Genomic DNA, 26170 nt, shown 5'->3' with positions numbered 1-26170 from the left:
GCCCCACACTGCCCACCGCCGCACCGCACCGCCGCCGCACCGCGGTCCGTTGCGCCACCCGTTGCCTGCGACTGGGCGCGGCCGTCCCGAGAGGTGGGCGGCCGCTCCCGGCAGGTGGTCCGATGCCGGTTGCCGGGGGCGGTGCGGGTGCGCGATGCGCCGTTGCGCATGCGAATTTCCGCGTTCCGGGGCGGTGGCAGCACGCGTTGCGGGTCCGGCTGGTGCTGACGGCTGCCTCAAGCCCGTTTTGACGACCGTCAGCGCCAGCCGAGCGGTACCGGCTGGTCCTGAGGGGTGCCTCAACCGCGTCGAGGGACCCCTGGACACCAGCTGACCGGGCCGGGCTGGCTGTCAGGGGTGCCTCGATGGCCTTGAGGCACCCCTGAGCACCAGCCGAGGTCGGGACGCGCCCCGGCGATCGTGGCGGGGTGGGCGGGCACGGCGCGAGACAGGAACGGGCGGGCACAGCGCGAGACACGGACGGCGGGGCGGGCGGGCACGGCGCGAGACACGGACGGCGGCGCGAGACGGGGACGACGCGAGACGGGGACGGCGGGTGGGCGCCGCGTCGCACGGGGGCGGGGGCGGTGTGGGCTCACGTCGTACCGGAAAGGTTTGCTGGATCTGGGCGGTCGGGAGCGGGCCGGGGCCGTGACCGGGGCGCGGACGTGAAACCGCCGGGTAGGACGGAGCTGGGATCCGGCCCACCCGGCGGTGGTCTGTGCGGGCGTCAGCCCTTGACCGCGCCGACGATCACGCCCTTGGTGAAGTGGCGCTGCACGAACGGGTAGACGATCAGCGCCGGGATCAGGGTGATCACCACGACCGCCATTTTGATCGCGAGGTTGGGCGGGGCGACGTAGCCGAGGCCCGGGATGTGCACGACAGCGCCGGAGCCGACGTTCGTCGGTGCCTGGCCGGCCAGGATGAACTGCTGGAGGATCCGCTGCACCGGCTGCAGGTCGTTGCGGTCGAGGTAGAGCACGGCGTTGAAGAACGAGTTCCAGTAGCCGACCGCGTAGAACAACCCGACGACGGCGGTCACCGCGCGGGACAGCGGCAGCACGATCCGGAACAGGATGCGCCACTCGCCGGCGCCGTCAATCCGGGCGCTGTCCAGCAGCTCGGACGGGATCGACATGAAGAACGCCCGCAGCACCACCAGGTTGAACGCGCTCACCGCGGTCGGCACGATCAGCGACAGCAGGTTGTCCTTCAGCCCCAGTCCGGTGACCACCAGGTACGTCGGGATCATGCCGGGATAGATCAGGAAGGTGAGCAGGAAGTAGAACAGGATCGGGCGGTGCAGCAGCGTCCCGGTACGGGACAGCCCGTACGCCGCGAGCACCGTCACGCTCAGGCTCAGTGCCGTGCCGACCACCGTCACGAACGTACTGACCAGGATCGCGTCGGTGACCTGGCCACCGGAGAAGATCGCCACGTACGCGGAGGGGTTGAACTCGCGCGGCAGGAAGACGTAACCACCCGCGTTGTTGATGGTGTCCGCGGAGGACAGGCTGGTGACCACCACGACCCAGAGCGGCACCACCACGACCAGGACGACGAGGGTGAGGATCGCGCCCTTGCCGATCTGACCGGCGAGGGTGGGCTTCTCCTCCCAGACCGGGCGCAGACTCGGGCGCCGGGGCTTGAGGGTTTCCGCAGCGGTAGTCATGACTTCGAGTAGATCCCTTGCTCGCCGAGCTTGTGGGCCACCTTGTTGGCGCCGAGGATGAGCAGCAGCCCGATCAATGCCTTGAACAGGCCCGCCGCGGCGCCGACACCCCATTGCTGGACACCGATGCCCTGGTAGTAGACGTACGTGTCGAGCACTTCGGCGGCGTCCCGCCCGACCGCCTCGCGTTGCAGGTAGAACTGCTCGAAGCCGACGTTGAGCGCGTCACCGAGGCGCAGGATCAGCAGCAGTACGATCACCGGCCGCAGCCCGGGCAGGGTGATGTGCCACATCCGCCGCCATCGTCCGGCGCCGTCGGCGGCGGCCGCCTCGTAGAGGCTCGGGTCGACAGCGGCCAGCGCGGCCAGGAAGACGATCATGCCCCAGCCGGCGTCCTTCCAGATCGCCTGGGACGTGATCAGCAGCATGAAGGTGTCCGGGTTGGTCATCACGTCCGGTGCGGTCATCCCGGCCTCGCGCAGGGTCTGCGCGATCAGGCCGGAGCCGCCGAGCATCATCTGGAACAGCGAGACGACGAGCACCCAGCTGAAGAAGTGCGGCAGGTAGACGACGCTCTGCACGAACGACCGGAGCCGCGGCGACAGGATGCTGTTCAGCAGCATGGCCAGCAGGATCGGGATCGGGAAGTAGAAGACCAGCTGGAACGCGGTGATCGCCAGGGTGTTGCGGACCGAGTCCCAGAACGCCGTGGTCTCGAACAGGTACTGGAAGTTGCCGAAGCCGATCCACTCGCTGGACAGGAACGCCTGCAGCGGCGAGTCACCGGCGAACGGGTTGTAGTCCTGGAACGCGATGACGTTGCCGAGCGCCGGCAGGTAGTGGAACACCGCCAGCAGCAGCATCGCCGGGACGCACATGAGCATCAGCGGCCAGTCCCGGCGCAGGCGCGCGCCGAAGGACATGGTTTTCACGGTGTGCACGGCGGGGGCCGGCGCCGTGACGGCGCCGGCCTCCTCCACGATCGGCGAGGAACTCATCGGCCGTTGTCAGCCAGAACCTTGGCGTAGAACTCGCGGGCCGCGTCGCCGCCGCCCTTGCGCCACTCGTCGACCACCTTGGGCAGGTCGCTGACCGGGCGCCGGCCGCGCTGGATGTCGGTGATCTTGTCGTCGGTGGGCTGCTGGATCGCCGCCTGCTGGGTCGGCACCTCGACCTTGATGCCTTCCCAGGGGTTCTTCTCCAGATACTGGGTGGCGTCGTTGCCCCAGGTCACCAGGTCCTTGGCGTAGTTCGGGATGTCCGGCCCGCCGAGCACGACGGGCGGCCGGCCGCCGAGGAAGATGAACTGGTTGGCGAACTCCTTGGAGTACAGGTCGTTGGTGACCGGCGCCCCGTTGGCGTCCCGCTTGAAGTGCACGCCCTCCTGGCCGAAGTTCTGCAGCTCGTACTCCTTGGTGCCGATCGGCGCCGCGGTGTAGTTGAGCACGCGCAGCAGCTCCTCGACCCGGGCCTGGCCGACGCCCTTCTTGATGAAGGTCCACATGATCGACGGGGTGCCGCCCCAGCGCACCGGCGGCTTGCCCGCGTCCGCGCCGAAGACCTTCACGGCCTGCATGTTGAAGGCCGGCACGGTCTTGACGATGTCCCGCTGGACCTCTTTCCAGCCGCCGACACCGTCCGCGAACATGAAGATCTTGCCGCCCTTGAACAGCGTCTTCACGTCACCGCCCTTGGTGCTGGCCAGCTCGGGGTGGATCAGCTTCTCCTTGTAGATCCGCGCCATGAACTCGACGGCCCGCGCGTACTCCGGGGTCTCGTACCGGTGGAAGACCTTGCCGTCGGCGCCCTTGGCCCAGCCGTTCTGCGATCCGGTGTTGCCGCAGATCTGCAGCACCTCCTGGAAGATGTCGCCGAAGGCCCACTCGCCCTTGGCCTCGTTCGTCATCTTCTTGCCGAACTCGTAGATCGCGTCGAGGCTGGTCGGTGCGGCGACGCCACGCTGGTCGAGGACGTCCTGACGGGCGAAGAGCGCTGTCGGGTACGGCGAGTCGGTCGGGAACGGGACGCCCATCAGCTTGCCGCCCCAGACCGAGTCCTTCCAGGCCGCGGTGTCCAGCCCGGCCAGCAGCGGGTACGCGTTCACCTTGTCACCGGCCAGGTACGGCGTCAGGTCCTCGAACAGCACGTGCACGCCGTCGTTGAACCGCGCCAGCTTGTTGATCTCCCAGCCCGGGATGCAGAGCAGCTCCGGCACGTCCCGGGCGCCCAGCATCGCGTTCAGCTTGTCGCCGTACGTCACGCCGTCCTGGATGCTGAACGTGATCGTCCCGCCCAGGTCGGCGGAGACCGCCTCGACGAACTTGTTCGAACTCGGCGGCACCGGGCCCCACCACGGCGTGGTCGCGGTGACCGGCTTGCCGCTGGTGATCGCCTTCTCAGTGATCCCGTCGACCAGGTTGGTCGGGTACTTCGTGTAGCCGTCGGCCATCGGGCGGATGCCCTTGATGTCCGGCTGCACGAGGGTGGATTCCTTGAACGTCGGCACGACGCCGGCGGCCTGCTCGGCGTTGGTGGCGGAGCCGGTCGAACCGGGCTTCTTGCTGCAGCCGAAAGCCAGGGACGTTGCGCCGAGGCCGGCCAAGCCCAGGAAATTACGCCTGCTCGTAGACGCGCCCACGGCGCACCTGCCTTCCTATCTGACTGGATTCCCTCTTGGGATTAGTTTGTCTAGGCTCTAAACTAAGTGCATCGAAGACAAGCTAACTGACGCGGCGCTACCCGACAAGACACAGTTGGGAGCGCACCCACGATGTGGTGCGGCAAGATGACCACCAGAGATGGCCGGGCGAGAGCGGAGCTTGACGTGACCACCACACGGGCCGAACCTCAGCCTGCCGACTTCGCCGACGTGCGCACCACGAACCTCGCGGTGGTGCTGCGACACCTTCGGACACACGGCCCCAGTTCCCGGGCCGCGATCGCGGCGACCACCGGGCTGACCAAGGCCACCGTCTCCAGCCTGGCCGGCGACCTGATCGGGCACCGGCTGCTGCGCGAGACCGGCCTGAGCGGCAACCGGATCGGCCGGCCGGCCACCGTGCTGGCACTGGACGGCACGGCGTACGCGTCGATCGGCATCCAGGTCGCCGACGGCCAGCTCAGCGCGCTGGCCCTGGACTACTCGGGCGAGCGCCTGCTGCTCTGGCACCGGGCTCTGGACGGCCGCCGGGAGACCAGCGAGATCGTCGCGCTGGCCCAGCGCGCCGCGTCCCGGGTGCGTCAGCAGGGCCGGCACCTGCTGGGCCTGACCATCGCCGCTTCGCCTCCCAGCGAGGAGTTGCGGTCCGCGGTGGCCGGGTCCTTGCGGCAGAAGGACCTGGTCATCACGGTCGCTCAGCACGCGGCCCTGGCTGCGGTCGCCGAGCACCGGCACGGCGGGCACCTGGCCGCCGACCTGGCTTACGTGTCAGGTGCGACCAGCTTGGAAGCCGGGCTGATCCTGGAGGGGCGGCTGCTGCGCGGCGGCCCGCTCGGCCGGTTCACCCTCGGCCCGCCCGGCACGCCCACCCTCCAGGACCACGCCGGGATCGAGCCGCTGATCCGGCGCGCTCTGCCCGATTTTGATCCCGAGGCGCTTGCCGATCCCGGTCCGGCCGTCGAGCAGGTGGCGATCCGGGCGCGGGCCGGCGACGCCGTCGCGACGAAGGCCCTCGAGCACACCGCCGGCTACCTGGGTCAGGGCCTGGCCGTGCTGACAAACCTGGTCAGCCCGGAAGTGATCGTGCTCGGCGACCACTACGCGACGCTGGCCGAGTGGCTGATCCCCGGCGCCGAGCGGTTCACCACCGCGCGCCTGACAGCGTCCACATTGGGCCTGCATGCGGCCGCTCTGGGCGGCGCGGTGTCCCATCTTGATCATGTCGACACCGGACGGATCCCCCGACCCGTCGACTAGTTCATCGATGTAACGATCGATGACCAAACATGCCTGCTGCACCTTGACCTAGCCGTGACAAGGGTGCAAGCCTCATGGAACTCCGTCCGAAACATTCGCGAAACCACTCGCGTGGATTTCTTCGCCCGACTGTCGAAGCGCTTCGACGAGTCCCCGCCAAGCGCTCCGGCAGCCGGGCACGGCCCCGAAGGAACACGTTGTGATGACCGAATCCCCCTCTCGCGTCGTCTTTCGCGACCCGCGGCAGAAACTCGCCACGCGCGTCTCCGACCTGCTCGACCGGCTCAGCCTGCCGGAGAAGATCGCCCTGCTGCACCAGCACCAGGCGCCCGTGCCGGCCCTCGACATGGCCGGCTTCCGGACCGGCACCGAGGCCCTGCACGGCGTCGCCTGGCTGGGCACCGCCACCACCTTCCCCCAGGTGGTCGGCCTGGCCAGCAGCTGGGACCCGGACCTGATCCGCCGGGTCGGCGCGGCGGTCGGCGACGAGGTCCGCGCCATGCACCACGCCGACCCGGCGAAGGTCGGGCTCAACGTGTGGGCGCCGGTGGTGAACCTGCTGCGCGACCCGCGCTGGGGGCGCAACGAGGAGGGCTGGTCCGAGGACCCGTCGCTGACCGGGGAGCTGAGCACGGCGTACGCGAACGGCCTGCGCGGCGACCACCCGCAGTGGCTGCGCACCGCGCCCACGCTGAAGCACTTCCTGGCCTACAACAACGAGACCGACCGCTGCCTGACCTCCAGCACCCTGCCGCCGCGGGTGCTGCACGAGTACGAGCTGCCGGCGTTCCGCCTGGCCATCGCGTCCGGCGCCGCGGTCGCCGTGATGGCCTCGTACAACCTGATCAACGGGCGGCCCACGCACGTCAGCCCGCTGATCAACGAGGTGCTGCGCGGCTGGGCGCCGGCCTCGTCGGGTGAGCTGATGGTCGTCGGCGACGCCATGGCCGTGCACAACATCGCCGGTGACCAGGGCTGGGAGGACGACCACGTGGCCGGGTTCGCGGCCGCGCTGCGGGCCGGCGTCGACTGCGTGACCGAGGACGGCGACGACCCCGCGCCGACCATCGCCCGGTTCACCTCGGCACTGGACCGCGGGCTGATCACCGAGTCCGACGTGGACGCCGCGGTGCGCCACATCCTGTCGGTGCGGATCCGGCTCGGCGAGTTCAACCCCGACGAGGACCCGTGGCGGGCGACCGGGCCCGAGGTGATCGACTGCGCGGCGCACCGGGACCTCGCCCGGGAGGCCGCCCGCTCCTCGATCGTGCTGCTCGGCAACGACGGCATCCTGCCCCTGGACCCGGCCACGACGAGCCGGATCGCGGTGATCGGGCCACTCGGCGACGCGGTCTTCGAGGACTGGTACAGCGGCACCCCGCCGTACCGGAAATCCCTGCGCACCGCCCTCGGGACCACCCTGTTCCACGAGGGGGTGGACCGGGTGCTGTTGCGCGGCGCCGGCGGCACGCTCACGACCGAGGGCGGCTTCCTGCAGATCAAAACCGTTTCCGGTACGCCCACGGCGGCGCTTTTCGACGTCCTCGACTGGGGACAGGAAACGATCTCGCTGCGTGCCGTGGACAACGGGCTGTGCGTCGGCTTCGACGGCGACCGGTTGCCGAACGACCAGCCCGGCCCGAACGGCTGGGAGGTCAAGGAGACGTTCACGTTCGTACCGGCCGGTGACGGGACCGCCCTGCGCCACGTGCAGACCGCGCGATTCCTGCTGGCCGGCCCGGACGGGGTGGTCCGCCCCACCGCCGAGCGGCTCGAGGACGCCACCGTGTTCACCGTCGACGTGCTGATCGACGGGGTGGCGGCGGCGGCCGAGCTGGCCGCGTCGGCCGATCTCGTGGTGCTGGCACTGGGCAACCACCCGATGGTCTGCGGGCGCGAGACGATCGACCGCCGGGATCTGGACCTGCCGGGCACCCAGGACGCGCTGCTGCGGGCCGTGCGGGCCGCCAATCCGCGCACGGTGCTCGTGTTGACCAGCAGTTATCCGTACGCCATCGGTTGGGCCAAGGACCACCTGCCGGCCGTGCTGTGGTCCGCGCACCTGGGCCAGGAACACGGCGCGGCCTTGGCCGACGTGCTCCTCGGCGCCGAGCCGGCGGGCCGGCTCACCCAGACCTGGTACACCGACGACAGCGAGCTGCCGGACCTGCTCGACTACGACATCATCGCCACCGACGCGACCTACCTCTACTACCGCGGCACCCCGCTCTTCCCGTTCGGCCACGGGCTGAGCTACACCCGGTTCCGCTACGACGACCTGCGGCTCAGCGCGGACACGGTCGACGCCGACGGCCTCGTCACGGTCAGCGTCGACGTGGTCAACACCGGCGACCGCTCCGGCGACGAGGTGGTCCAGCTCTACACCCGCCAGCAGCGCTCCCGGGTCAAGCAGCCCCTGCGCCGGCTGCGCGCCCACCAGCGGGTCCGGCTCGCCCCCGGCGAACGCACCCGCGTCTCGTTCTCGGTGAACGTGGCCGACCTGGCGTTCTGGGACGTCACCCGGTCCCGCTGGGTGATCGAGAAGGCCGCGCACACCATCGCCGTGGGCGGCTCCAGCACCGACCTGCGCCAGACCGCGACGCTCCGCGTCCGCGGCGAGGAGATCCCGCCCCGCACGGCCCGCTCCGGCTTGCGATCGATCGACAATGACGCGTACGCCGGAACGACCCACGTCGCGGTCGCCGACGAGCCGGGCGAGGCGCTGCGCAGCGTGGTCGCCGACGCCTGGGCCGCCTTCCACGACGTGGACCTGAACGGCGGCCTGCAGCAGGTGTCCGTGCTGGGCAGCGGCGGTGGCCCGCTCACCCTGCGCCTGTCCGACCCGCTCTCCGGGCCGGTCCTGGCCACTCTGCCCGCCACCGCCGGAGCCACCGCCACGATCGGCCCGGTCAGCGGTGTCCACGACCTCTTCCTCGTCTTCGAGGACCCGGACACCACCGTCACCACCCTCAGCTTCACCTGACCGCCCGCCACTGAAATCACCGGCTGGCGCTCGCGGGCCTCGAGGCAGCCCTCAGCGCCGGCCGCAGCCTCTATATTGCGGCCATGAACAGCTCCACCGGGAAGGCCCGCGCCCTGATCGGCACCGTCGTCGTCGCGGTGCTCTCCGCGGGCGCCTGGTTCGCCTGGCTGGGATGGGACACTGAGTACCAGACGGACCCGGCGACCGGGGTGGCCAGTGGTCCGTATGAGGCGTGGCAGGTGGCCGGCTGCGCGCTGACGTTGCTGGTGGTCTTCGTCGGCGCGCTGCTGGCCCGGGTGCCCGCCCTGCTCGCCTCGCTCGCTCTGACCTTGGCGTTCACCGCGGTCTGGACCGCGCAGGCCGCCGCCGAGGACAGCACCGGCATGTACGGCGTCGGCACCATCATGCTGCTTCTCGGCCTCGGCACCGCAACCCTCGTCGTCACCGCCCTGGCCAAAGCCATCCGCCACCGCCACTAACCCGCTGCGTGGGGAGTTGGGGCGCGCTCCGCACCGAAAGTCCCCACACAAGATGGGGTCAGGCGCTGCGTGGGGAGTTGGGGTGCGCTTCGCACCGGAAGTCCCCACGCGAGGCTGTGCGTGGGCCCAGCCGTGGCGTTCCGCCGGCCCCGGCGAAACGTCACGGCTGGGGGCTCAGGCGGTGCCGGTGACCGTGCTCCCGGCGCGGGTCACCTGGTAGGTCACGGTGGCGCCGCTCCAGAAGATGAACGTCAGGGTGACCGGGGCGGCGTCGGTGACCTCGGCGAAGAAGTCCGCGGTCAGGGCGATCGTGCCGGCGGTGTAGTCCGGCGCGAAGGTGCGGTCGTACTCCTTGTAGGCGGTCCAGTTCTGCGGGCCGGCGTACGACCCGTCCGCGTACGTGGCGGTCATCGTGGCCAGCCGGTCACCGTTGAAAGCGGTCGGCACGGTGAACCCGGTCGTCGTCCCGGTGCTGTCAGAAACGGTCGGGGTGTCGTAGCTGAGCACGTGGAGGCGCCACGGCACACCCCGGTCGAAACGGAGCGAAAGGGTGCTCTTCACCCCGTACGATCGATCTTTGAGCAGTCGCTTCAGCAACCCGGAGCGGAGCGTGAGTTGATCGCCGGACCTGGTGTAGTCGCTGCCGCGCCGCAGCGCGGTGCGGCCCTGGTAGAGGCCGGTGAAGCCGGTGCCGTTGAGGTTCAGCGTGATCGTCTTGTCGGCGATCGGCGCGGAGCGGGCGGTGAACAGCAGGTCGCTCTCGGCGGTGCCGGACCGCGTGCGCCAACTCGACCGAATCTGGTCATACAGTGCGGGGTCGCGCCAGGTCAGCGCGGAGCGGTCGAGGTGCTGGCCGTTGTCCCAGAGCATCGTGGTGACCTGGTTGACCCGGGCCTGCTGCCCGAACAGCTCGAAGAACTTGAGTTTCTCGCCCTGCTCGATGGTGCCGGTGCTGCGGTCGAAGCCGAGCAGGCCGTACTCTCCGATGATCACCGGGATGCCCCGGGCGACGAACGTGTCGCGCACCCGCTGGAACGTCCCGAGCATCTCCTGCTGCGCGGTGGCGTCGAAGCGGTAGCCGCCGGCGATGTTCACGCTGAACGGCCAGTAGCCGTAGTAGTGCACGGTGGCGATCAGAAACGGGTCGTGCAGCGCGGTGACGGTGCCGGCGAGCTGGTCCAGGTACACCTGGTCGGCCGAGGTGTGCAGGGTGGGCAGCACCAGCAGACGGGTGGCGTTGCGGCCGCCGGAATCGCGGACGATCCGATGGAAGGCCGTGGTGAGCTCGGCCAGCAGGGCCGCGTCGTCACCGCCGGCGGCGAACTGCGGCTCGTTGACGCTCTCCAGGATCAGCCGGGGTGAGGCGTCCCGGAAGGCGGCCGCGACCTGCGTCCAGATCGCGGTGTACTCGGCCAGCACGGCGTCGTGCGCGACCGGCATGGTGTTGATCCACTGCCACGAGTCGTGATGCACGTTGATCATCACGTAGAGACCCTCGTCCAGCGCCCAGCCCACCACCTCCTGGAGCCGGGCGAGCGCCGCCGGGTCGATGGTGAAGTCCGGTGCGGCGCCGAGGTGCTGGCTCCAGGTGACCGGGATCCGGATGCTGCGGAAGCCCTGGTCACGGACGCCGGCCAGCAGTTCCCGGGTGACCCGCGGGTTGCCCCAGGAGGTCTCGTCGGCGCCGGTGGCATCAAACGTGTTGCCCAGGTTCCAGCCGGGCTGCATCGCGGCCACCGCGGCCGTCGCGGTCTTCGGCGCGGCCTGCGCGCCGCTGGGCTGCAGCAGACCCAAACCCATGATGAGTACGGCGAGCAGGCTGCGAAATCTACCGGGCATGACGCTCCTCAAACGACGTGGCCTCGGCAGATTATGTTTTGGGCCTGAACTATGTCAATCGGCGGACATGGATGCGGACCATCCGGCGGGCGGGGGGACATACGCCGCACGGGATGGCCCGCGGTGTCCGGCCGCGTCGCTCCCGCCCCGTCCTCGAAGCGGTCCCGCCATATCGCAGATAGGCGAATCCTCCGCGTTCAGCGCACGGAGTCCAGTACTCGGTGCATTCCGCAAAAAGGCCGACTCGCGGAATACTGAACCTTTCCCGGAACCAATTCCTCGGGGCTCGAGCGGGTTCGATACGGCTTGTCACCTGCCACTTTGCAACTTGCACGCGATTTCCCTAAGGCACCCTCCTTTCTGGAAAGTGGCACACCAATTTCCTCGGCACGCATTGTCCCGAGACGATTGCTGTACGTACTCTGTTGGTCAACCATCATCGATCAACTTAAGTACGATGAAACGGGCGGCTACACGGGGCCCGTGGGGGAGCAGCCATGCTTGTCAAGATCGTCGACCAGATCCCTGATGAGATGCAGAAGGCCGCGTGGGATCTCTACCAAGGCGCCTTCGAGGACCTGCGGGCACTGGCCGTACAACGACACCTGATGTACCGGTCCGAGTTCGACGAGGTCATGAACGACTCGAGGATCGACAAGTACCTGTGTCTCGACGACGGTGGCCGGCTCTGCGGGCTGTCCACCTTCACCAATGATCTTCCTGCTGTGCCGCTGATCGCCCCGGAGTACTTCGAGCGCCGATGGCCGGATCTCTATCTCCAGAACAAGATCTGGTATGTCGGCTTCACCGCGGTCGGCACGGACGCCCGGGACACCCGGGCATTCGCGGAACTGGTCGAGGCCATGCACCGCACGGCCTACGACCGGAACGGGATGATCGCTATCGACTACTGCCGCTTCAACGACGACGAGCGCAATTTCGGCAAGGTCGTCAGGTTGATGCTGCGCCGGTTGTCCGGTGGCCCCATCCGTTCCGAGTGCATGGACCAGCAGTCGTTCTGGATCTACGAATTCCCGACGGCGGCCGCCGCTTAGGATTTCAGGCCATAGGCGCCCGCCACATCGCCCACAGCGGCGGGCCGTCGGGAAGCTGGATGACGGACCGGACCTGGTATCCGTGCCGGAGGTAGAGATCGCGATTACGCGGATCGTTCGCCTCCAGATAGGACGGGAGCCCGGCCCGGTCCAGCCGGGCGTGATGACGGCCGAGCAGTGCGCTGCCGATCCCCTCGTTCTGCCGGGTCGGCCGGACCGCCAGGAAGGCCAGATAGTGGTGTGGCTCCAGCGGATGCTCCGCCTCGAGCGCCGCGTCGAGCTGCTGCACCCGGTCGAACGCCGTGTCGGTGATCTCCTTGACCCGGCGCTCGTAGTCGATCGGCGGCGGGATCATCGCGGTCAGCGGGAACCACAGCGCCACTCCGCACATCCGGCCGTCGTCGGCGTCCGCCGTGCTGTACACCTCCCCGTACTGGAGGGCGTACTCCACGAAGATCTCGAAGTAGCGGGGCGACGTGCGCCGGCGCATCACCGGGTCCGGGTTCAGCCAGCGGGCGACCGGCCCGTCCCACATCGCCTCGGCCACGAGTTCAGTGATCTCCTCGGTGTCGAACGGCGACACGTGCCGGATCACGAGTTCCTGGATGGCGTACGTCATCGGGTCAGTCCCTACTACTTGTCGGCGCCGGATAGTGGCTCTGGAACGCCATCGCGTGCGAGTGCGGCAGGGGCGGCTCGAGATACTCCGGAACCGCCCGGTTGTCCACACCCCGCCCGATGGCCGCGTACACGTCCGGCCGGGAGTAGCGCACGATCGCCGCCCAGAGGATGCCGAGCAGGGCGAGCACGCCGTATCCCGCCGAGAACGCCCAGTTGAAGATGGAGTCGTCCGCCAGCCCGAGGATGTCCCCGAGACCCACCACCGTGGCGAACAGAATCACGCTGAGCAGGAAGAACGCGGTGATCGGGGCAACCTTGCTGCGCCACATGTTCTCCCGGTGCGGGTGCCGCAGGAAGAACGCGATCACCGCGGCCGAGGTGGCCCACATCAGGATGAGCACGCCCAGGCCACCGACCGAGGTGAGGTAGCCGAACAGCTGGACCAGCGGGTCCGCCCCGGCCGCCCAATAGCCCAGGATCACCGCGAGCGACAGCACGCTCTGGGTGATCGAGCCGACCACCGGAGCGCCGGTCCGCGGGTGGGTGTAACCCCAGCGGCTGGGCAGGATCCGTTCCCGGCCGAGCGCGAACTGGTAGCGGGAGACCGCCGCGTGGAAGGCCAGCAGGGCGGCGAAAATACTGGTCATGAAGAGCAGATAGCCCATCGTGATCATGATGTCCGGTACGTGCGGGCCGACCAGGCTGAAGACCAGGTTCGTCTCCTGGGTCCGGGCGTCGGCCACGATCCGTCCGGCACCCGCGCCGACCGACATGGCCCAGGCGGACAGCGCGCACATCAGGCCGGCCAGCAGCACCGCGAGGTGGGTGGCCCGGGTGATGGTCTTCTTCGGGTCCTTCGCCTCCTCGGAGAGCACCACCGTCGCCTCGAACCCGGTGAACCCGCCGATCGCCAGCACCATCATCGCGACGACTTCGGGGGTCAGCAGCTGGTTCGGGTTGAGCGTGGCGACGCTGATCGAGCCGTCGCCCGGGTTGGCCACCATCACCAGGTCGTAGACCAGGACCACGGCGATCTCGGCGACCAGCAGGACGCCGAGCACCTTGCCGCTCAGGTCCACCCAGAGCATGCCCATGATCGCGACGAACACCCAGGCCACCAGGGCACACGCCACCCAGGAGGCGTTCAGCCCGACCGCGCCGAGCACGTCCGAGGACACCACGCCGAACAGTCCGAAGAGCCCGGCCTGCATCGTCGAGTACGCGCCGAGAGCCACCAGCGCCCCGGCGATGCCCAGCTCCCGGCCCAGCCCATGACTGATGTAGGAGTAGAACGCGCCGGAGTTCACGATATGCCGGCTCATCGCCACGAACCCGACCGTGAAGATCGACAGGATCGCGGCGACCACTATGTACACCAGCGGCAGCGCGGTGTTGCCGACCACCGCGTAGATGGTCGAGATGGCACCGATGATCACGGTCAGCGGCGCCGCACCCGCCACCCCGAAGAACACCACCGACGAGACGCCGAGCCGGTTGCTGGCCAGGGTCTGGCTGATGATGTCGCCAGGTCCCCCGGACGACGACGGCCGGCTGTGCAGCTCGGTCAGCATCGTCCCGGCCCAGCGGTCGACGTTGTCGCGGCGGCGCTGATGGCGCCCGCGGCTCACCGGCGGCCGACCGTCAGCGCCGACCCGACCAGGGACTCGGTGGCCTCGACGAGCTCGCGGAGATCATTGGGGAGAGAGCTGATCATGCTCGGCAGCGCGTGGTAGATGTGCGGGTACATCTCGAAGCCGTACATGACGTGCCGGGTGAGCCCGGTGGCGACCACGACGCCGATCAGCATCCGGTCGGCGGCACTGAGGTCCATCCCGCGGACCAGCATGTTGGCGATCCGGGTGGAGGCCCAGGCCGCGGCGTTGCGCTGGCGGGCGGTGTTCGGCATGTAGAGCGTCTGCGCGCCGCCGAGCATCCGGCGCCGGGTGACCGCCTCGACGGCACCGACACGGATCAACCGCTCGGCGACCCGGAGGGCCGAGTCCTGCGCCAGGAATGACAGCCAGGTGCGGACGTCCCGGTGCTGCGACTGCGCACAAAGAAGATCAAGAATGTCGTGGGCGAGGGCGTCTCGTGGCGGGCGCTGATCGATGATGAATAGGTCGCCCTCGGCGATGCCGATGCGCCCTTCCAGCACTAACTCCGAGAGTAATGCGGCGGCCAACCCGAGGCCGGTCGCACGGGGATGTAGCCTGGACCGCCCGGTGCGGTCCTCGTGTGCGATCAGGTAGTACTGGTCAGCCAACACTTGCGCCACGCCCCTTAGACGCCAGTTCCAATGATCAATTCGCCTATGTAGCAAAGAAGACAGAACTCGATGTCCTCGGCATCATGTCCCCTACAGCAAGGTCAATGCAAGAAGTACTAGACTTCTTATTCAGGCCCCGCTGCCCACCACCGCCTCATTGATCATCAATTGTCGATCATGAATGGTGGGTACCCGGATCGTGAGGAACGCTCGTAATATCAACTTCCTAGGGACCGTTAGGGAGTCACAGGTGTCCGATATTGAGGGTCCGACACTGCGCCGCCGGCGACTCGGGGCGGAGCTCAAGCGGTGCCGTGAGACGGCACGTTTGACCCAGCAAGAGGTGTCCAAGCATTTCGAGTGGCACTCCGCGAAGGTCACTCGGATCGAGACCGCACGGGTCGCCGTCACTCCACGCGATGTCCGAGATCTACTAACCCTCTACCGGGTCGAGGACACCGAGTACCGGGACGCCCTCGTCGAGCTCGCCCGGATGTCCCGGGAGCGGACCTGGTGGACCGACTACCGCGACATCATGCGGCCGGGGAACTTCGTCGGGCTGGAGGCGGCCGCCACGTCGATGCGGTCCTGGGAGCCGATCATCATTCCCGGCCTGCTGCAGACCGAGGCGTACATGCGGGCACTGATCAGTACCGGTCGATCGAACGATCCGCCACAGCACATCGATCGGCGGATCTCACTGCGCCTCACCCGGCAGAGCCGGCTGAGCAGCGAGCGCCCGCTGGAGCTGGTCGCGGTCGTCGACGAGGCGACGGTCCGGCGCATGGTCGGCGGCACGGACGTGATGAAAGCCCAGCTCGAGCATTTGATTGAAATAGCTAAATTGCCAAATGTATCGCTGCAGATCATGCCGTTCGACGCCGGTGAACATCCGTTTCTCGGCGGCTCCGCTACCCTTTTGGAGTTTCGGGATACCACTCTTTTGGATGTTGTCTACCTCGAAGGACTTGCGGGAGACTACTACGAGGAGCAGCCACCTGAGGTTGCTCGCTACAAGCAGGAGTTCGAGCGATTGAGCACGAGGGCGCTCGACCATCGCACCACCATCAAGATGATCGAGGGTCTGCTCACCGCTTAGCGGCTCCCGAAGTATTTCTCATACTGGAGGGAGGTGCACGAGTTGCTCGCGCACCAGCTCAACGGTGCCGTCTGGAAAAAAGGCAGTCGCAGTAACGGCAACGGCGGTAACAACTGCGTCGAGGTCGCATTCCTCGATGATGGAATCGCCGTCCGTGACAGCAAGAACCAGACGGGCCCAGCTCTCATGTTCACGTCGGCGGAGTGGACCGCCTTCGTGGACTCTGCCAAGGACGGCGAGTTCGATATCGCTTCGTGAGCCTACCGAGGGGTTTGCACCGACGGAAGGGCTCTACTGAACTTCTTCGGTGCATGATCTGAGGAAAGCCTTCGAGGGAAGCCGCAGCACCCGTGGGGTGTTGCGGCTTTCTGTATGGTCACTTCCAGTCAAGATCAATGACCATTGACATAGAAGAATGCCGATGCGAGGGTACGTGCACCGTTGAACGATCGGTGACGATCCCCGCCCACTCGGCCGTGGGTCCGTCGCCTGACTGAAGGGACGACCCCCGCATGCGCCTTCGTCGCGCAGTCGCCGTCGTGGCCGCCGCCATCGCAGCCACCACCGCCGTTCTGGCCGGACCCACCCCCGCGCAGGCGGCCACCGGCCTGGCCTCCACCATCACTCTGAGCAACTGCTCCGCGTCACTGGTTCGCTACCCCACCTCGGTCAGCACCGACCAGGCCATGATGCTCACGAACGGACACTGTTACGAGGGCGGGCTGATCCCGGCCGGCACCGTCCTGCAGAACCGCACAAGTACCCGTTCGGGCACCCTGCTCAGCAGCAGCGGCAGCTCGCTCGGCACGGTCCGCGCCGACCGCATCCTGTACGCCACGATGACCGGCACCGACGTCACGCTGTACCGGCTGACGAGCACCTTCGCGACCCTGACCAGCCGCTACGGCGCGACCGCGCTGACCATCTCGGCCACCCGCCCGACGGCCGGCATCAGCATCAGCATCCCGTCCAGCTACTGGAAGCGGATCTGGTCCTGCAAGATCGACAGCTTCGTGCCGACGCTCCGCGAGGCCACCTGGACCTGGCGTGACTCGATCCGGTACGACACCGCCTGCGACACCATCCACGGCACCTCGGGCTCCCCGATCGTGAGCACCACCAGCGGCCAGATCGTCGGCATCAACAACACCGGCAACGACGACGGCGAGATGTGCACGCTCAACAACCCGTGTGAGGTCGCCGCGGACGGGACCACGAAGGTCTACCAGGGGCAGAGCTACGGCGAGCAGACGTACTGGTTCACCACCTGCCTGACCAGCACCCGCACCATCAACCTGGCCATCTCCGGCTGCCTGCTGACCAAGCCGTAGGCGCCGGGCCCGCGTCCGGCCGGAGGTCCCCCGGCCGGACGCGGGCCGCTCCACCCGAACCCCCGGCGGCTCGCCGGGGGTTCGTTGATTTACATGCGCAAATCGGCCAGCCGCCGATCCAATATGGACAGCGTCGACCGGCCCCAGATCCACCGGCCCACCCACACCGCACGCCGCGCTCCCGTCGCGCCCCACCCCGCACGCCTCGCACCGCCCACCCCGCACGCGCCGCACGCCCGCCTCGCACCCTCAGGCGCTGCCCCGCACGCGCCGCCGCCAGATCCGCCGCGATCTTGACGAATTGTGGTCGCCATATGAGCGCAAATCTCCAAGATCCAGAGAGGGCGTGCGGAGCGATAGGCATCGGGCAGAGCAGGCGCGGCGCGCGAGGAACGCGCGGTACACGCAGACAGGCACGGAGGACGACCCGCAAAGGGCACGCGCCATGCGCCGGGCACCATGCGCGAAGAACGCGCGGCACGCAGGCAGGAGGATGCGTAAAGGCGGCGCCACAGGACACAAGTGGCGGGAAACGCACGAAGGGCGTGCGGCACGGCATGCGGGGCGAGACGTGCAATAGAGCACGGCAGTCAGGCCGAGGGGACGACGCGCGTCAGGCCGAAGGCGCGACGCGCGAGAGACAGGCACGGCACGCGTCGCGGCGCGAAGCGCGCGACAGGCACGGCGGGAAGCGCGAGGGGACGCCCGACGAGACGCGCGAGGGGATGCGCGACAGGCCATGCCCGAGGAGACGCACAACGGGACGCACGGCAGGGCAAGGCCTGGTCGGAGCCGTGCGGGGCTGGGCGTCAGGCGACGCGGGCCACGGCGGCCGGGCGGGCGGGTGCTGCCGCCGTGGCCGGCTCGGCAGGCAACAGGTGGTGGACCGCGGTGGCGTGTGCGGTGGCGACGATCGACTCCTGGCACAGGCTCTGCCAGTCGCGGCGGGCGGTCTGCGCGTCCGCCCAGGCGGCGCTCTCCGCCTCGACGGCGCGCTTCCAGACCGCTTCCAGGTGGGTGGCGCTGGCTCGCTGGATGACGAGTTCCTGCTCGACCGGGTGCAGGCGGGCGTTCCAGCCGCCCCGGCCGGTCAGGGCGTCGGCGACGGCGCTGGTCGGCAACTCGCCGCGTTCCGCCGCAGCCCGGACCGCGAGGTGCAGGTGGCGCTCACGGTCCGCATACTCGGCCGGTGTCTGCCCGGTGAACGGCGTACCGAAGGCTGTTCCCTCCCGGCTGCGCCGCAGCCGCGAGTCGGCCGACTGCCAGGCCCGGAAGGATGCGTCGACCCGCTCGGACGCCGCTTCCCAGTTCTCCTGCCAGCGGTCCGCGGCGTACCCGGCCTGCTCCGCGGCCACCCGCACCTCGTCGGCGTAACGGACCGCCTTCAGCGCCTCGGTCGCCCGCCGCAAACGCTCCGCACGCCGCGCCGCCGCCCGCTGGAAGAAGCGGCGGAACAGGGAAGGCCGGACCGGCGCCAGATCCGCAAAAACCCCATTCTGGTACGCACGGTCAGCCGCATCACCGCCCCCATCCGCACCCGCCGCGGCCCCGGAAGGAGCCGCCACGCCAGCCAGCGGCACGGCTGCCGAGGGAACGGCCTCTCCACTGGCGGCCGAAGACGCGCCCACCACCCGCACGATCCCGACCGAAGCGGAGTCGGACGACGCCATTGCGGAAACGGCGGTGGCGAGGGAAACCGGCCCCGAGGAAATGGCGCCGCGCACCTCGGCCGAAACGGCAACGCCGGCCGCGACAGCCGGCCCCGCATACGTCACCGCGCCGGCCGGGACCGGCACCTCCGCGGCGAATGCCGGGTAGGAGAAGACCGTCTCCAGGGCATACCCCGCGGACACCGGGTCGGTCGCGAAGAAGTCGGACGGCGCGGGCTCCGGCGCGGCCGGCCGGCGGTTCGGGCGGCCGATCAAAAACGCACACGCGTCGAGCAGCGCGCGGCCCGGGTTGCGGACTCCGGCGGGGCTGGCGAGCACCACCATGGCCGGGACGGTGGCCAGCCACATGGCGCCCCAGATCGCGACCGGGGCCGGCTCGTGCAGCAGCATCTCGGCAACCATGTTCATGAGTTCTTCCGCTTCCGCTCGTCTGGGAGTTCCGCTGGCCGGGCACGTGCACGCGACCCCGGAGCGACCGACGTGACGGCCGGTGCCGGGGATTCAGGCGGCGGTGCGGGGCGGTGCGCGCGAACCCGCGGTACCGGTCGAGCGCTGCGCGAGAAGGACGCGCGTGCGGTCGGCGACCGGGTAGCCGGAGACCGGCTCGGCGGGCGGTGCGGTGGCCTCGGCCGGTACGGCGGAGGCGGGTGCGGAAGCGGCGGCGCTCGCGGTGTCGATGTGCTGGGCGAGCGAGGCGGAGATCGACGCGCGGTGGACGTCCGGTGCGGTGACGGCCGGGGTCGCGGTAGCCGCGAAGAAGGCCAGGACCAGCGCCAGCAGCGCGGGGAACGACCGGAACACCGAGGTACGGTGCGCGGTCGTCGTCATGACAGTCAAACTATCCGTCCACCCTGGCCGGCCGGGGGACGCGGCGCGCCGGGCAGTCGGTTTCACCCGCAGGTGGCAGCGGCCGAGAAGCCACAGGTGGAGGCGGACCGGAAACCGTGGGCTGTGGCAGACCGGATACCGCGGGTGGAGGCGGACCGGAAACCGTGGGCCGCGGCGAAATGTCCGGTGGGGACCCGGGCCGGCCGGTTCGCCCGCCGATCGACCAGCCCGGGCCGTCGGCACCGGACCGCACGGTTCGAGCCAGTATGGTGGCTTTCCCGGCGATCATGTTCGGAGATTAAAGCCGATTTAAAGTAACCACCGCCGAGCGCTCACATCTCGCAGGTCCGGGCCGATCGAACATTCCGGACCTAAAAAGAGCGTCCACGACGGGAGCGATCATGGGCAGACGAGTCGCCGCCCTCGATCCCGTGCTGCTCGTGCTGGTGCTGGTCGGCCTGCTCATGGTCCCGCTGTTCCTCACCGGGCTCAGCGGGAACAACGCGTCGTGGACCGTGCAGACCGCCGTCGACGTGCTGGACGTCTATATCGCCTGGCGGCTGGCGAGGCACCCGGACGTGACCGGGCCCGCCCGGAAGTTCTGGCGGGCGGTGATCATCGCCTGCTGCTTGTCCGCGGTCGGCGACACCTATCAGACGGTGCTGTCCTACGCCGGGCACGGTGACCGGATCAGCGTGGTGCAGACCGCGTTCGTGGTGTGCGGCATGGCGATCGTGGTCGGTGCCACGCTGCGGCACCCGCTCGGCGGGGAGGGCCGGCAGCGGCTGCGGCTCTGGCTGGACGCCGCCACCGTGCTCACCGGTGTCGCGGTCTTCCTCTGGTATTTCCTGCTCGCCGACGAGCTGAGCGGGCACGACGCGATCGACCGCCTGGGCGCCGCGGCCACCACGGTGGTGATGCTGCTCATCGCGTTCGGCGTACTCAAACTGATCTTCAGCGGGACGGCGCCGTTCAACCGGTTCGCCGGGGTGCTGGGCTGCGTCGGGCTGGCCGGGACCTCGCTCGGCGCCTCGGTGGCCGGCGTGCTGTTCGGCGACGAGGTCGACCCGCAGGTGATGTTCCTGGTCCAGCTGTTCCCGTGCCTGATCGTGTCGGCCACGCTGCGGTTGCAGCTGGTGCAGACCCGGCCGGTGGACCCGGACCGCGACCGGAAGGTCGGACAGCGGCCGAGCGTGCTGCCGTACCTCGCGGTGATCGCCACCCAGCTGCTGGTGGTGAACGCGCTCCGGGACGGCGAGCCGGACCTGCGGACCTGGGGTGTGGCGATCGGCGCGGTGGCCATCACGGCGCTCGTGCTGGGCCGCCAGCTGTCCGCGGTCCGCGACAACGAGCACCTGCTCACCGAGCTGGACCAGCAGCGGGAGTGGTTCCGCGCGCTGGTCCAGAACACCTCCGACCTGACCCTCGTGGTCACCGACGACAGCGTCGTGCAGTACGCCAGCCCGGCCGCCGAGCGGGTGCTCGGCCTCGCCCCGTCGGAGCTGGTGGGTCACACCCTGCACGAGCGGACGCACCCCGGCGACATGGCGACCGTGCAGCGGCACGTCGCCTGGCAGACCGCGAACCCGGGGCGCAGCCTGGCCGCCCAGGTGCGCTGGCGGCACGCCGACGGGACGTACCGATGGCTGGATCTGATCAGCACGGACCTGAGCGACAACCCGAACATCCAGGGCGTGGTGATCAACGCACGGGACGCCAGCGAGACCCGCGCGCTGCACGACGAGCTGGAGCGCCAGGCCACCCACGACTCGCTCACCGGGCTGGCCAACCGGATGCTGCTGCAGCGCCGGATCGACGAGTCGGCCGGCGCCGCGGACGGCACCCCGGTCAGCATGCTGCTGATCGACCTGGACGGCTTCAAAGCGATCAACGACCGGCACGGGCACCACGCCGGTGACCAGGTGCTGATGATGGTCGCCGAGCGGCTGACCGGGCTGCTCGGTGCCGGTGAGGTGGCCGCCCGGCTCGGTGGCGACGAGTTCGCCGTACTGCTGCCGGACATCGGCCCGGAGGCGGCCGCGACGCTTGCCGACCGGATCGCCACCGTGATCGCCGCGCCCATGATGATCAACGAGCTCTGGCTGACCGTGGGCGCGAGCGTCGGTACGGCCTCCGGGCGGCCGGGCGAGGGCGATCGGCTGCTGCGCGAGGCGGACGCCGCGATGTACCAGCGCAAGCACGACCGCAAGGCTCGGGCCACCTCGCTGGGCTGATTCACATCGATGACGGCAACTGTTACTTTGCGGTAACCACGGGAGAACAATCGTCTCGATAGGTGCCGCCGGATGACTGCGAACGTGCTCACCACCCTGGTCCACGCGCTGGCCACGGACACCCGGCTGGTCGACGACGTGGTCGCCTCGGCGCGGGCGCAGTCACCGGAGTCGGCCCGGCTGCCACCGGCCGCCAGCCGCCGGCACGTGGCCGCGCTGATCACCGCCGGGTGCGCGGCGTTCCTGGGCGCCGGCGAGGCGGGTGACGAGGACTTCGCCGACGCGGTGCGGTTCGGCGCCGAGGGCGCGGCGCTCGGTGTGCCGGTGGGCGCGCTGCTCTCCGGGGTGCACGGCGGGCGCAGCCGGATCCTGGAGATCGCCATCGCCCGGGGCCGGGCCGCCGGCCTGCCGGACGACGTACTGCTGCAGGGGCTGCTGCGACTCGACCGTTACGGCAACGCCCTGGAACGCCACGTGCTGGCCGGATACCGGACCGCCGAACGGCAGCTGGACCTCGATCGGCGGGCGGCCCGGATCAGGCTGCTGCGGCACCTGCTGCTCGGCGAGGGCACCGACGGCGCCGACGGCACGGACGCCGGTGGCGACCTGGGGCGGTTCGGGCTGACCGCCGAGGGGCGTTACCACTGCGTGGTGTCGGACGCCGCCGAACCGGCCCGGGTACGCGAGCTGGAGCAGGCGTTCGCACGCTGCGGCGGGGTGCTGGCGCCGGTCGGCGGGCGGCTCAGCGGGCTGACCCCGCGGCTGCCCGGCGTGATGCCGGGACTGGTCGTGAGCACTCCCCCCGTACCGTTGAAAAACGCCGCAGCCGCGCACCGCCTCGCCCTCGCCGCGCTGCAAGCGGCGCGCGTCCGCGGGGAGACCGGCACGCACGGGGTGACCTCGCTGGCCGGGGAGACCGCGCTGGCCGAGCAGCCGATGCTGGCCGGGTTCCTGCGCGACGAGTTGCTGGGCGCGCTGCAACCGGACGACGACTTCCATCGGGATCTCGCCGGGACCGCGCTCGCCTACCTGGACCGGGGTCAGCGGCTGGACCTGACCGCGGGCTCGTTGCATCTGCATCCGAACACGGTCCGCTACCGGCTGCGGCGGTTGCACGAGCTGACCGGATTCGGCGCGTCGGGTGAGCAGCTCACCGTGCTGGAGACGGTGCGCTGGTGGTGGGCCCTGTGGGCGTGGTCGAAGGCGGCCGTGCCGCACGGGTGAGACCGGCCCGCCAGCCGGTCCCCCCGAGCGTCACCAGGTGTAGAAGTTCGCCTGGGTCTGCGCGTTGAACTCCCGGGTGCGGAAGTGCTCCGCGCCACGGAGCCGGCGGTCGTCGACCTTCAGGACATCGAGACCCTTCTGGATGTCACTGGAGTAGATGTAGCCGTTGTACCAGTACGCCGACCAGGAACCGCCGACGATCAGGCGCTCGGTGCTCAGCGGCCCGCGCTCCCAGTAGGCGATCTCGACCGGCTTCGCGGAGTTGGTGAAGTCCCAGATCGAGATGCCGCCCTGGTACCAGGCCTGCACCATGATGTCCCGCCCGGGCACCGGGATCAGCGAGCCGTTGTGCGCCACGCAGTTCTCGGTCGCGGCGTTCTCCCGCGGGATCTTGAAGTAGCTGCGGAAGACCAGCTTGGCCCGCTTGCCCTTGCCGACGATGTCGTAGATCGCGTCGGCGCCTCGGTCCGGTCCGACCGTGGGGTTGCAGGTCGCACCGCCGCCACCACCCAGCTCGTCGGTGAAGACCACCTTGGTGCCGGCGTTGTTGAACGTCGCCGAGTGCCAGAACGCGAAGTTCGCGGTGTCCCGGACCGTGGTGATCACCTTGGGCGCCACCGGGTTCGAGATGTCGAACAGCGCACCGTCGCCCATGCAGGCGCCGGCCGCGATGTCCTTCTGCGGGTACGCCGTGATGTCGTGGCACCCGGTCGTCGGCGAGCCGTCCTCGTCACCGCCGAAACCACCGTCCGGGAACAGCACCGGCGTCGCCACCACGGCCGCGGCCGTCGGGTTCTTCAGCGGCACCTTGACGATGGAGATCTTGTCGTGCGGCAGCGCGCAGTTCGGCACGCTCGCGCCCGACAGGTTGTACGACGACACGTAGAGGTACACCGACCGGTCCCGGCCCTTGCCCGGGATCATGGTCTGGGTGTGCGAGCCGCAGTCGGTCTTCACCGCCGCGATGTACTGCGGGTTCAGCGGGTCCTTGACGTCGAAGACCTTGATGCCCTCCCACCGCGGGGTCTCGGCCGGTGACGAGGCCGGCACCGACACGCTGGCGCACGAGTCGTCCGAGCGCTGCGAGTCGGTCGCGACGAAGAGCAGGTCGCCGTAGATCGACAGGTCGTTCTGCGAGCCGGGGCAGACCACCTGGGTGGCGATCTTCGGGTCCCGCGGATTCTTGATGTCGTAGACGGTGAAGCCGTTGTAGTTGCCACCGAACGCGTACTTCCCGTGGAACGCCCAGTCGGTGTTCAACGAGTTCTCGGCGGCGAACGGCCCGGTCTTGTCCAGGTGGCCGACCTGGGAGATGTTCGGGCTGCTGACGATCTCGTCGACTGCGGGTATGGCGGTGGTACCGGCCCGGGCCGGCGTACCGATCGACAATCCGAGCAGGATCGTGATCGCGGCCAGCCCTCGTGAGGCCAGGTGCTTCATGGAGCTCCTTCCGGCTGCGAGTCACCGGCGGACACCACATGTGAGCGCGTGTGCACCACCAGCGACATCGATGACTTTGGCTACGATAACCGCCGGAGGGGGATAGATGAATCGGTGGAAATGGATAGCTGTCGCGGCCGTACTGCTCGGCGCGACCCTCGTCGTGGTGCTGACCAGGGCACCCGTCGATTCGCCGGCGGCGGTGCACGCATCCACCGAACCGGTGCGGGTGGTGCTGCCGGGACGGCCCGGTGAGTCCGCCCGGGTGACCGACTCCGATCAGGTGCAGGCGCCGGACGGGTCGGCGTACAACTCGGTCGACGTGACGTTCGTGCAGATGATGATCGCGCACCATGAGCAGGCGATCGAGATGGCCGGGCTGGCCGCGAGCCGGGCCGGGAACGCCGGGATCCGGGCCCTGGCCGGCCGGATCAGCGCGGCCCAGAAGCCCGAGATCGACGTGCTGCGCTCCTGGCTGCGCGACCGCGGAAAGCCGGACAGTGATCCCGGTCACGATCACGCCGGCATGCCCGGGATGCAGACCCCGGCCGCGATCAACGCACTGACCGCGGCCCGGGGCGCCGACTTCGACCGCCGCTTCGCGACCATGATGATCGCGCACCACCGCGGGGCGCAGCAGATGTCCGGCGACCTGCTGCGCAGCGGCGTGGACGAGCGACTGTCCGAAATGGCCAACGAGATGGCGGTCGAGCAGGGCAGCGAGATCAACCGGCTGAACGACCTCGGAGTCGCCTGATTTTTACAAATGCATGCCGCCGGACGCTTCGATCCGCTGGCCGGTGATCCAGCGGGTGTCGTGGCCGAGCATCGCGGTGATCACCCCGGCGATCTCCTCCGGCTCGCCGACCCGGCCCAGGGCGATCACCTTCGCCAGCCCGGCCCGGACCTGCTCGTTGTCGCGGAGCACGCCGCCGCCGAAGTCGGTGGCCGACGGGCCGGGCGCGACCACGTTCGCGGTGATCCCGCGCGGGGCCAGCTCCTTGGCCAGGTAGCGGGTGAAGACCTCGACGGCGCCCTTCATCGAGGCGTACGCGGCGTAGCCGTCGCCGGTGAACCGGGCCAGGCCGGTGGAGAGGTTGACGATCCGGCCGTGGTCGGCGATCAGCGGCAGGAGCTTCTGGGTCAGGAAGAACATCCCGCGCCAGTGCACGTTCAGCAGCTGGTCGAACGCCTCCACCGAGGTCTCCGCGACGGTGGCGTGCACGCCGACGCCGGCGTTGTTGACCAGGAAGTCGAAGTCCTCCCGGCCGAACCGGTCCCGCAGCACGCCGCGCAGCCGGTCGGCGAAGTCGTCGTACGTCTCGATGTCGCCGACGGTGAGCTCCAGCGGCACCGCGTCGATCTTCTCGCCGGGGTCACCGCGGTGCGTGTAGATCACCTCGTGGCCGGCGTCGATCAGGGCCAGGGCGGTGGCGCGGCCGAGTCCACGGTTGCCGCCGGTGATCAGTGCGATTGTGGACATGGTGGTGCCTTTCTGGGTCTTGAAAAG

Annotated in this window: 21 protein-coding genes; 10 read left to right on the top strand and 11 right to left on the bottom strand. The window is 69.3% G+C overall.

Annotated features, from left to right (window positions below; all coding sequences use genetic code 11):
* Positions 1 to 730: 730 nt before the first annotated feature.
* The 3 genes from ADL15_RS43470 to ADL15_RS43460 are packed head-to-tail and all read right to left on the bottom strand — an operon-like array spanning position 731 to position 4277.
* Positions 731 to 1675: a carbohydrate ABC transporter permease gene (locus ADL15_RS43470; RefSeq protein ID WP_067705167.1), complete on the bottom strand. Its 945-nt coding sequence runs from the start codon at positions 1673 to 1675 to the stop codon at positions 731 to 733.
* Entirely contained in the window at positions 1672 to 2673 is a 1002-nt protein-coding gene (locus tag ADL15_RS43465) for an ABC transporter permease (RefSeq protein ID WP_067705165.1), read from the bottom strand. Before ADL15_RS43465 ends, ADL15_RS43470 begins: the two co-directional genes overlap by 4 nt.
* The gene (locus tag ADL15_RS43460; RefSeq protein ID WP_083972476.1) at positions 2670 to 4277 is read right to left on the bottom strand and encodes an extracellular solute-binding protein; all 1608 of its coding nucleotides are present in this window, start codon (positions 4275 to 4277) and stop codon (positions 2670 to 2672) included. The genes ADL15_RS43465 and ADL15_RS43460 overlap by 4 nt, the downstream gene beginning before the upstream one ends.
* A 222-nt stretch (positions 4278 to 4499) precedes the next feature.
* Between ADL15_RS43460 and ADL15_RS43455 the strand changes: the two genes are divergently transcribed.
* From ADL15_RS43455 to ADL15_RS43445, 3 genes are all read left to right on the top strand, one after another.
* The gene (locus tag ADL15_RS43455; RefSeq protein WP_198171266.1) at positions 4500 to 5591 is read left to right on the top strand and encodes an ROK family transcriptional regulator; all 1092 of its coding nucleotides are present in this window, start codon (positions 4500 to 4502) and stop codon (positions 5589 to 5591) included.
* A 202-nt stretch (positions 5592 to 5793) separates the two neighbouring features.
* Positions 5794 to 8574, top strand: coding sequence for a glycoside hydrolase family 3 protein (locus ADL15_RS43450; RefSeq protein WP_067705160.1), 2781 nt, complete (start codon positions 5794 to 5796; stop codon positions 8572 to 8574).
* Between the two features lie 83 nt (positions 8575 to 8657).
* Complete coding sequence (locus ADL15_RS43445) at positions 8658 to 9053, top strand: hypothetical protein (RefSeq protein WP_067705158.1); 396 nt, start codon at positions 8658 to 8660, stop codon at positions 9051 to 9053.
* 174 nt (positions 9054 to 9227) lie between these two features.
* Here ADL15_RS43445 and ADL15_RS43440 read toward each other — a convergent pair whose 3' ends face one another.
* Positions 9228 to 10892 carry a cellulase family glycosylhydrolase gene (locus tag ADL15_RS43440; RefSeq protein WP_067705157.1) on the bottom strand — a complete coding sequence of 555 codons (1665 nt, stop codon included), beginning with the start codon at positions 10890 to 10892 and terminating at the stop codon, positions 9228 to 9230.
* A 497-nt stretch (positions 10893 to 11389) separates the two neighbouring features.
* On the opposite strand from ADL15_RS43440, the gene ADL15_RS43435 reads away from it, so the two are divergent.
* Positions 11390 to 11947, top strand: a complete 558-nt coding sequence (locus tag ADL15_RS43435; RefSeq protein ID WP_067705155.1) for a hypothetical protein — start codon at positions 11390 to 11392, stop codon at positions 11945 to 11947.
* Positions 11948 to 11951: 4 nt separating this feature from the next.
* On the opposite strand, the gene ADL15_RS43430 is transcribed toward ADL15_RS43435, so the two are convergent.
* Genes ADL15_RS43430 through ADL15_RS43420 form a run of 3 tightly spaced genes read right to left on the bottom strand, consistent with a single transcriptional unit; the run spans position 11952 to position 14834 of the window.
* On the bottom strand, positions 11952 to 12566 hold the full coding sequence (locus ADL15_RS43430; RefSeq protein WP_067705154.1) for a GNAT family N-acetyltransferase: 615 nt from the start codon (positions 12564 to 12566) through the stop codon (positions 11952 to 11954).
* A gap of 4 nt (positions 12567 to 12570) precedes the next feature.
* Complete coding sequence (locus tag ADL15_RS43425; RefSeq protein ID WP_307871961.1) at positions 12571 to 14196, bottom strand: APC family permease; 1626 nt, start codon at positions 14194 to 14196, stop codon at positions 12571 to 12573.
* Positions 14193 to 14834 (bottom strand): GOLPH3/VPS74 family protein, encoded by a 642-nt coding sequence (locus ADL15_RS43420; RefSeq protein ID WP_067705180.1) that lies wholly within the window; start codon positions 14832 to 14834, stop codon positions 14193 to 14195. The genes ADL15_RS43425 and ADL15_RS43420 overlap by 4 nt, the downstream gene beginning before the upstream one ends.
* A 250-nt stretch (positions 14835 to 15084) precedes the next feature.
* Here ADL15_RS43420 and ADL15_RS43415 point away from each other — a divergent pair, with 250 nt between their 5' ends.
* From ADL15_RS43415 to ADL15_RS43405, 3 genes are all read left to right on the top strand, one after another.
* Positions 15085 to 15933, top strand: a complete 849-nt coding sequence (locus tag ADL15_RS43415; RefSeq protein WP_067705178.1) for a helix-turn-helix domain-containing protein — start codon at positions 15085 to 15087, stop codon at positions 15931 to 15933.
* 42 nt (positions 15934 to 15975) lie between these two features.
* A complete protein-coding gene (locus ADL15_RS43410; RefSeq protein WP_067705176.1) occupies positions 15976 to 16191 on the top strand; it encodes a DUF397 domain-containing protein in 216 nt (71 codons plus the stop codon).
* Positions 16192 to 16445: 254 nt separating this feature from the next.
* Positions 16446 to 17264 (top strand): trypsin-like peptidase domain-containing protein, encoded by an 819-nt coding sequence (locus tag ADL15_RS43405; RefSeq protein WP_067705152.1) that lies wholly within the window; start codon positions 16446 to 16448, stop codon positions 17262 to 17264.
* A gap of 809 nt (positions 17265 to 18073) precedes the next feature.
* Here ADL15_RS43405 and ADL15_RS43400 read toward each other — a convergent pair.
* Positions 18074 to 19342 (bottom strand): hypothetical protein, encoded by a 1269-nt coding sequence (locus ADL15_RS43400; RefSeq protein ID WP_067705150.1) that lies wholly within the window; start codon positions 19340 to 19342, stop codon positions 18074 to 18076.
* A 93-nt stretch (positions 19343 to 19435) separates the two neighbouring features.
* Complete coding sequence (locus ADL15_RS43395) at positions 19436 to 19762, bottom strand: hypothetical protein (RefSeq protein ID WP_067705148.1); 327 nt, start codon at positions 19760 to 19762, stop codon at positions 19436 to 19438.
* A gap of 401 nt (positions 19763 to 20163) precedes the next feature.
* On the opposite strand from ADL15_RS43395, the gene ADL15_RS43390 reads away from it, so the two are divergent.
* Both ADL15_RS43390 and ADL15_RS43385 read left to right on the top strand, forming a co-directional pair.
* Positions 20164 to 21996, top strand: coding sequence for a sensor domain-containing diguanylate cyclase (locus tag ADL15_RS43390; protein WP_083972472.1), 1833 nt, complete (start codon positions 20164 to 20166; stop codon positions 21994 to 21996).
* A gap of 72 nt (positions 21997 to 22068) precedes the next feature.
* Complete coding sequence (locus ADL15_RS43385) at positions 22069 to 23220, top strand: helix-turn-helix domain-containing protein (RefSeq protein WP_067705144.1); 1152 nt, start codon at positions 22069 to 22071, stop codon at positions 23218 to 23220.
* 30 nt (positions 23221 to 23250) lie between these two features.
* Here the strand turns inward: ADL15_RS43385 and ADL15_RS43380 are convergent, their stop codons facing one another.
* Positions 23251 to 24660: an LVIVD repeat-containing protein gene (locus ADL15_RS43380; RefSeq protein ID WP_083972471.1), complete on the bottom strand. Its 1410-nt coding sequence runs from the start codon at positions 24658 to 24660 to the stop codon at positions 23251 to 23253.
* A gap of 106 nt (positions 24661 to 24766) precedes the next feature.
* Between ADL15_RS43380 and ADL15_RS43375 the strand changes: the two genes are divergently transcribed.
* Positions 24767 to 25417 carry a DUF305 domain-containing protein gene (locus tag ADL15_RS43375; RefSeq protein WP_067705142.1) on the top strand — a complete coding sequence of 217 codons (651 nt, stop codon included), beginning with the start codon at positions 24767 to 24769 and terminating at the stop codon, positions 25415 to 25417.
* A 3-nt stretch (positions 25418 to 25420) separates the two neighbouring features.
* Here the strand turns inward: ADL15_RS43375 and ADL15_RS43370 are convergent, their stop codons facing one another.
* Positions 25421 to 26143 (bottom strand): SDR family NAD(P)-dependent oxidoreductase, encoded by a 723-nt coding sequence (locus ADL15_RS43370; RefSeq protein ID WP_067705140.1) that lies wholly within the window; start codon positions 26141 to 26143, stop codon positions 25421 to 25423.
* Positions 26144 to 26170 lie beyond the last annotated feature (27 nt).

Origin of the sequence: Actinoplanes awajinensis subsp. mycoplanecinus (genome assembly GCF_001509495.1) — a bacterium.
Taxonomy (GTDB): domain Bacteria; phylum Actinomycetota; class Actinomycetes; order Mycobacteriales; family Micromonosporaceae; genus Actinoplanes; species Actinoplanes palleronii.
The sequence above is the reverse complement of the archived record's forward strand: the minus strand, read 5'-3'. Positions and strand labels throughout refer to the sequence as shown.

Coding starts and splice junctions, on each gene's coding strand:
- ADL15_RS43470 (WP_067705167.1), bottom strand. CDS start 1,675: ATGACTACCGCTGCGGAAACCCTCAAGCCCCGGCGCCCGAGTCTGCGC.
- ADL15_RS43465 (WP_067705165.1), bottom strand. CDS start 2,673: ATGAGTTCCTCGCCGATCGTGGAGGAGGCCGGCGCCGTCACGGCGCCG.
- ADL15_RS43450 (WP_067705160.1), top strand. CDS start 5,794: ATGACCGAATCCCCCTCTCGCGTCGTCTTTCGCGACCCGCGGCAGAAA.
- ADL15_RS43445 (WP_067705158.1), top strand. CDS start 8,658: ATGAACAGCTCCACCGGGAAGGCCCGCGCCCTGATCGGCACCGTCGTC.
- ADL15_RS43440 (WP_067705157.1), bottom strand. CDS start 10,892: ATGCCCGGTAGATTTCGCAGCCTGCTCGCCGTACTCATCATGGGTTTG.
- ADL15_RS43435 (WP_067705155.1), top strand. CDS start 11,390: ATGCTTGTCAAGATCGTCGACCAGATCCCTGATGAGATGCAGAAGGCC.
- ADL15_RS43430 (WP_067705154.1), bottom strand. CDS start 12,566: ATGACGTACGCCATCCAGGAACTCGTGATCCGGCACGTGTCGCCGTTC.
- ADL15_RS43405 (WP_067705152.1), top strand. CDS start 16,446: ATGCGCCTTCGTCGCGCAGTCGCCGTCGTGGCCGCCGCCATCGCAGCC.
- ADL15_RS43400 (WP_067705150.1), bottom strand. CDS start 19,342: ATGAACATGGTTGCCGAGATGCTGCTGCACGAGCCGGCCCCGGTCGCG.
- ADL15_RS43395 (WP_067705148.1), bottom strand. CDS start 19,762: ATGACGACGACCGCGCACCGTACCTCGGTGTTCCGGTCGTTCCCCGCG.
- ADL15_RS43390 (WP_083972472.1), top strand. CDS start 20,164: ATGGGCAGACGAGTCGCCGCCCTCGATCCCGTGCTGCTCGTGCTGGTG.
- ADL15_RS43385 (WP_067705144.1), top strand. CDS start 22,069: ATGACTGCGAACGTGCTCACCACCCTGGTCCACGCGCTGGCCACGGAC.
- ADL15_RS43380 (WP_083972471.1), bottom strand. CDS start 24,660: ATGAAGCACCTGGCCTCACGAGGGCTGGCCGCGATCACGATCCTGCTC.
- ADL15_RS43375 (WP_067705142.1), top strand. CDS start 24,767: ATGAATCGGTGGAAATGGATAGCTGTCGCGGCCGTACTGCTCGGCGCG.
- ADL15_RS43370 (WP_067705140.1), bottom strand. CDS start 26,143: ATGTCCACAATCGCACTGATCACCGGCGGCAACCGTGGACTCGGCCGC.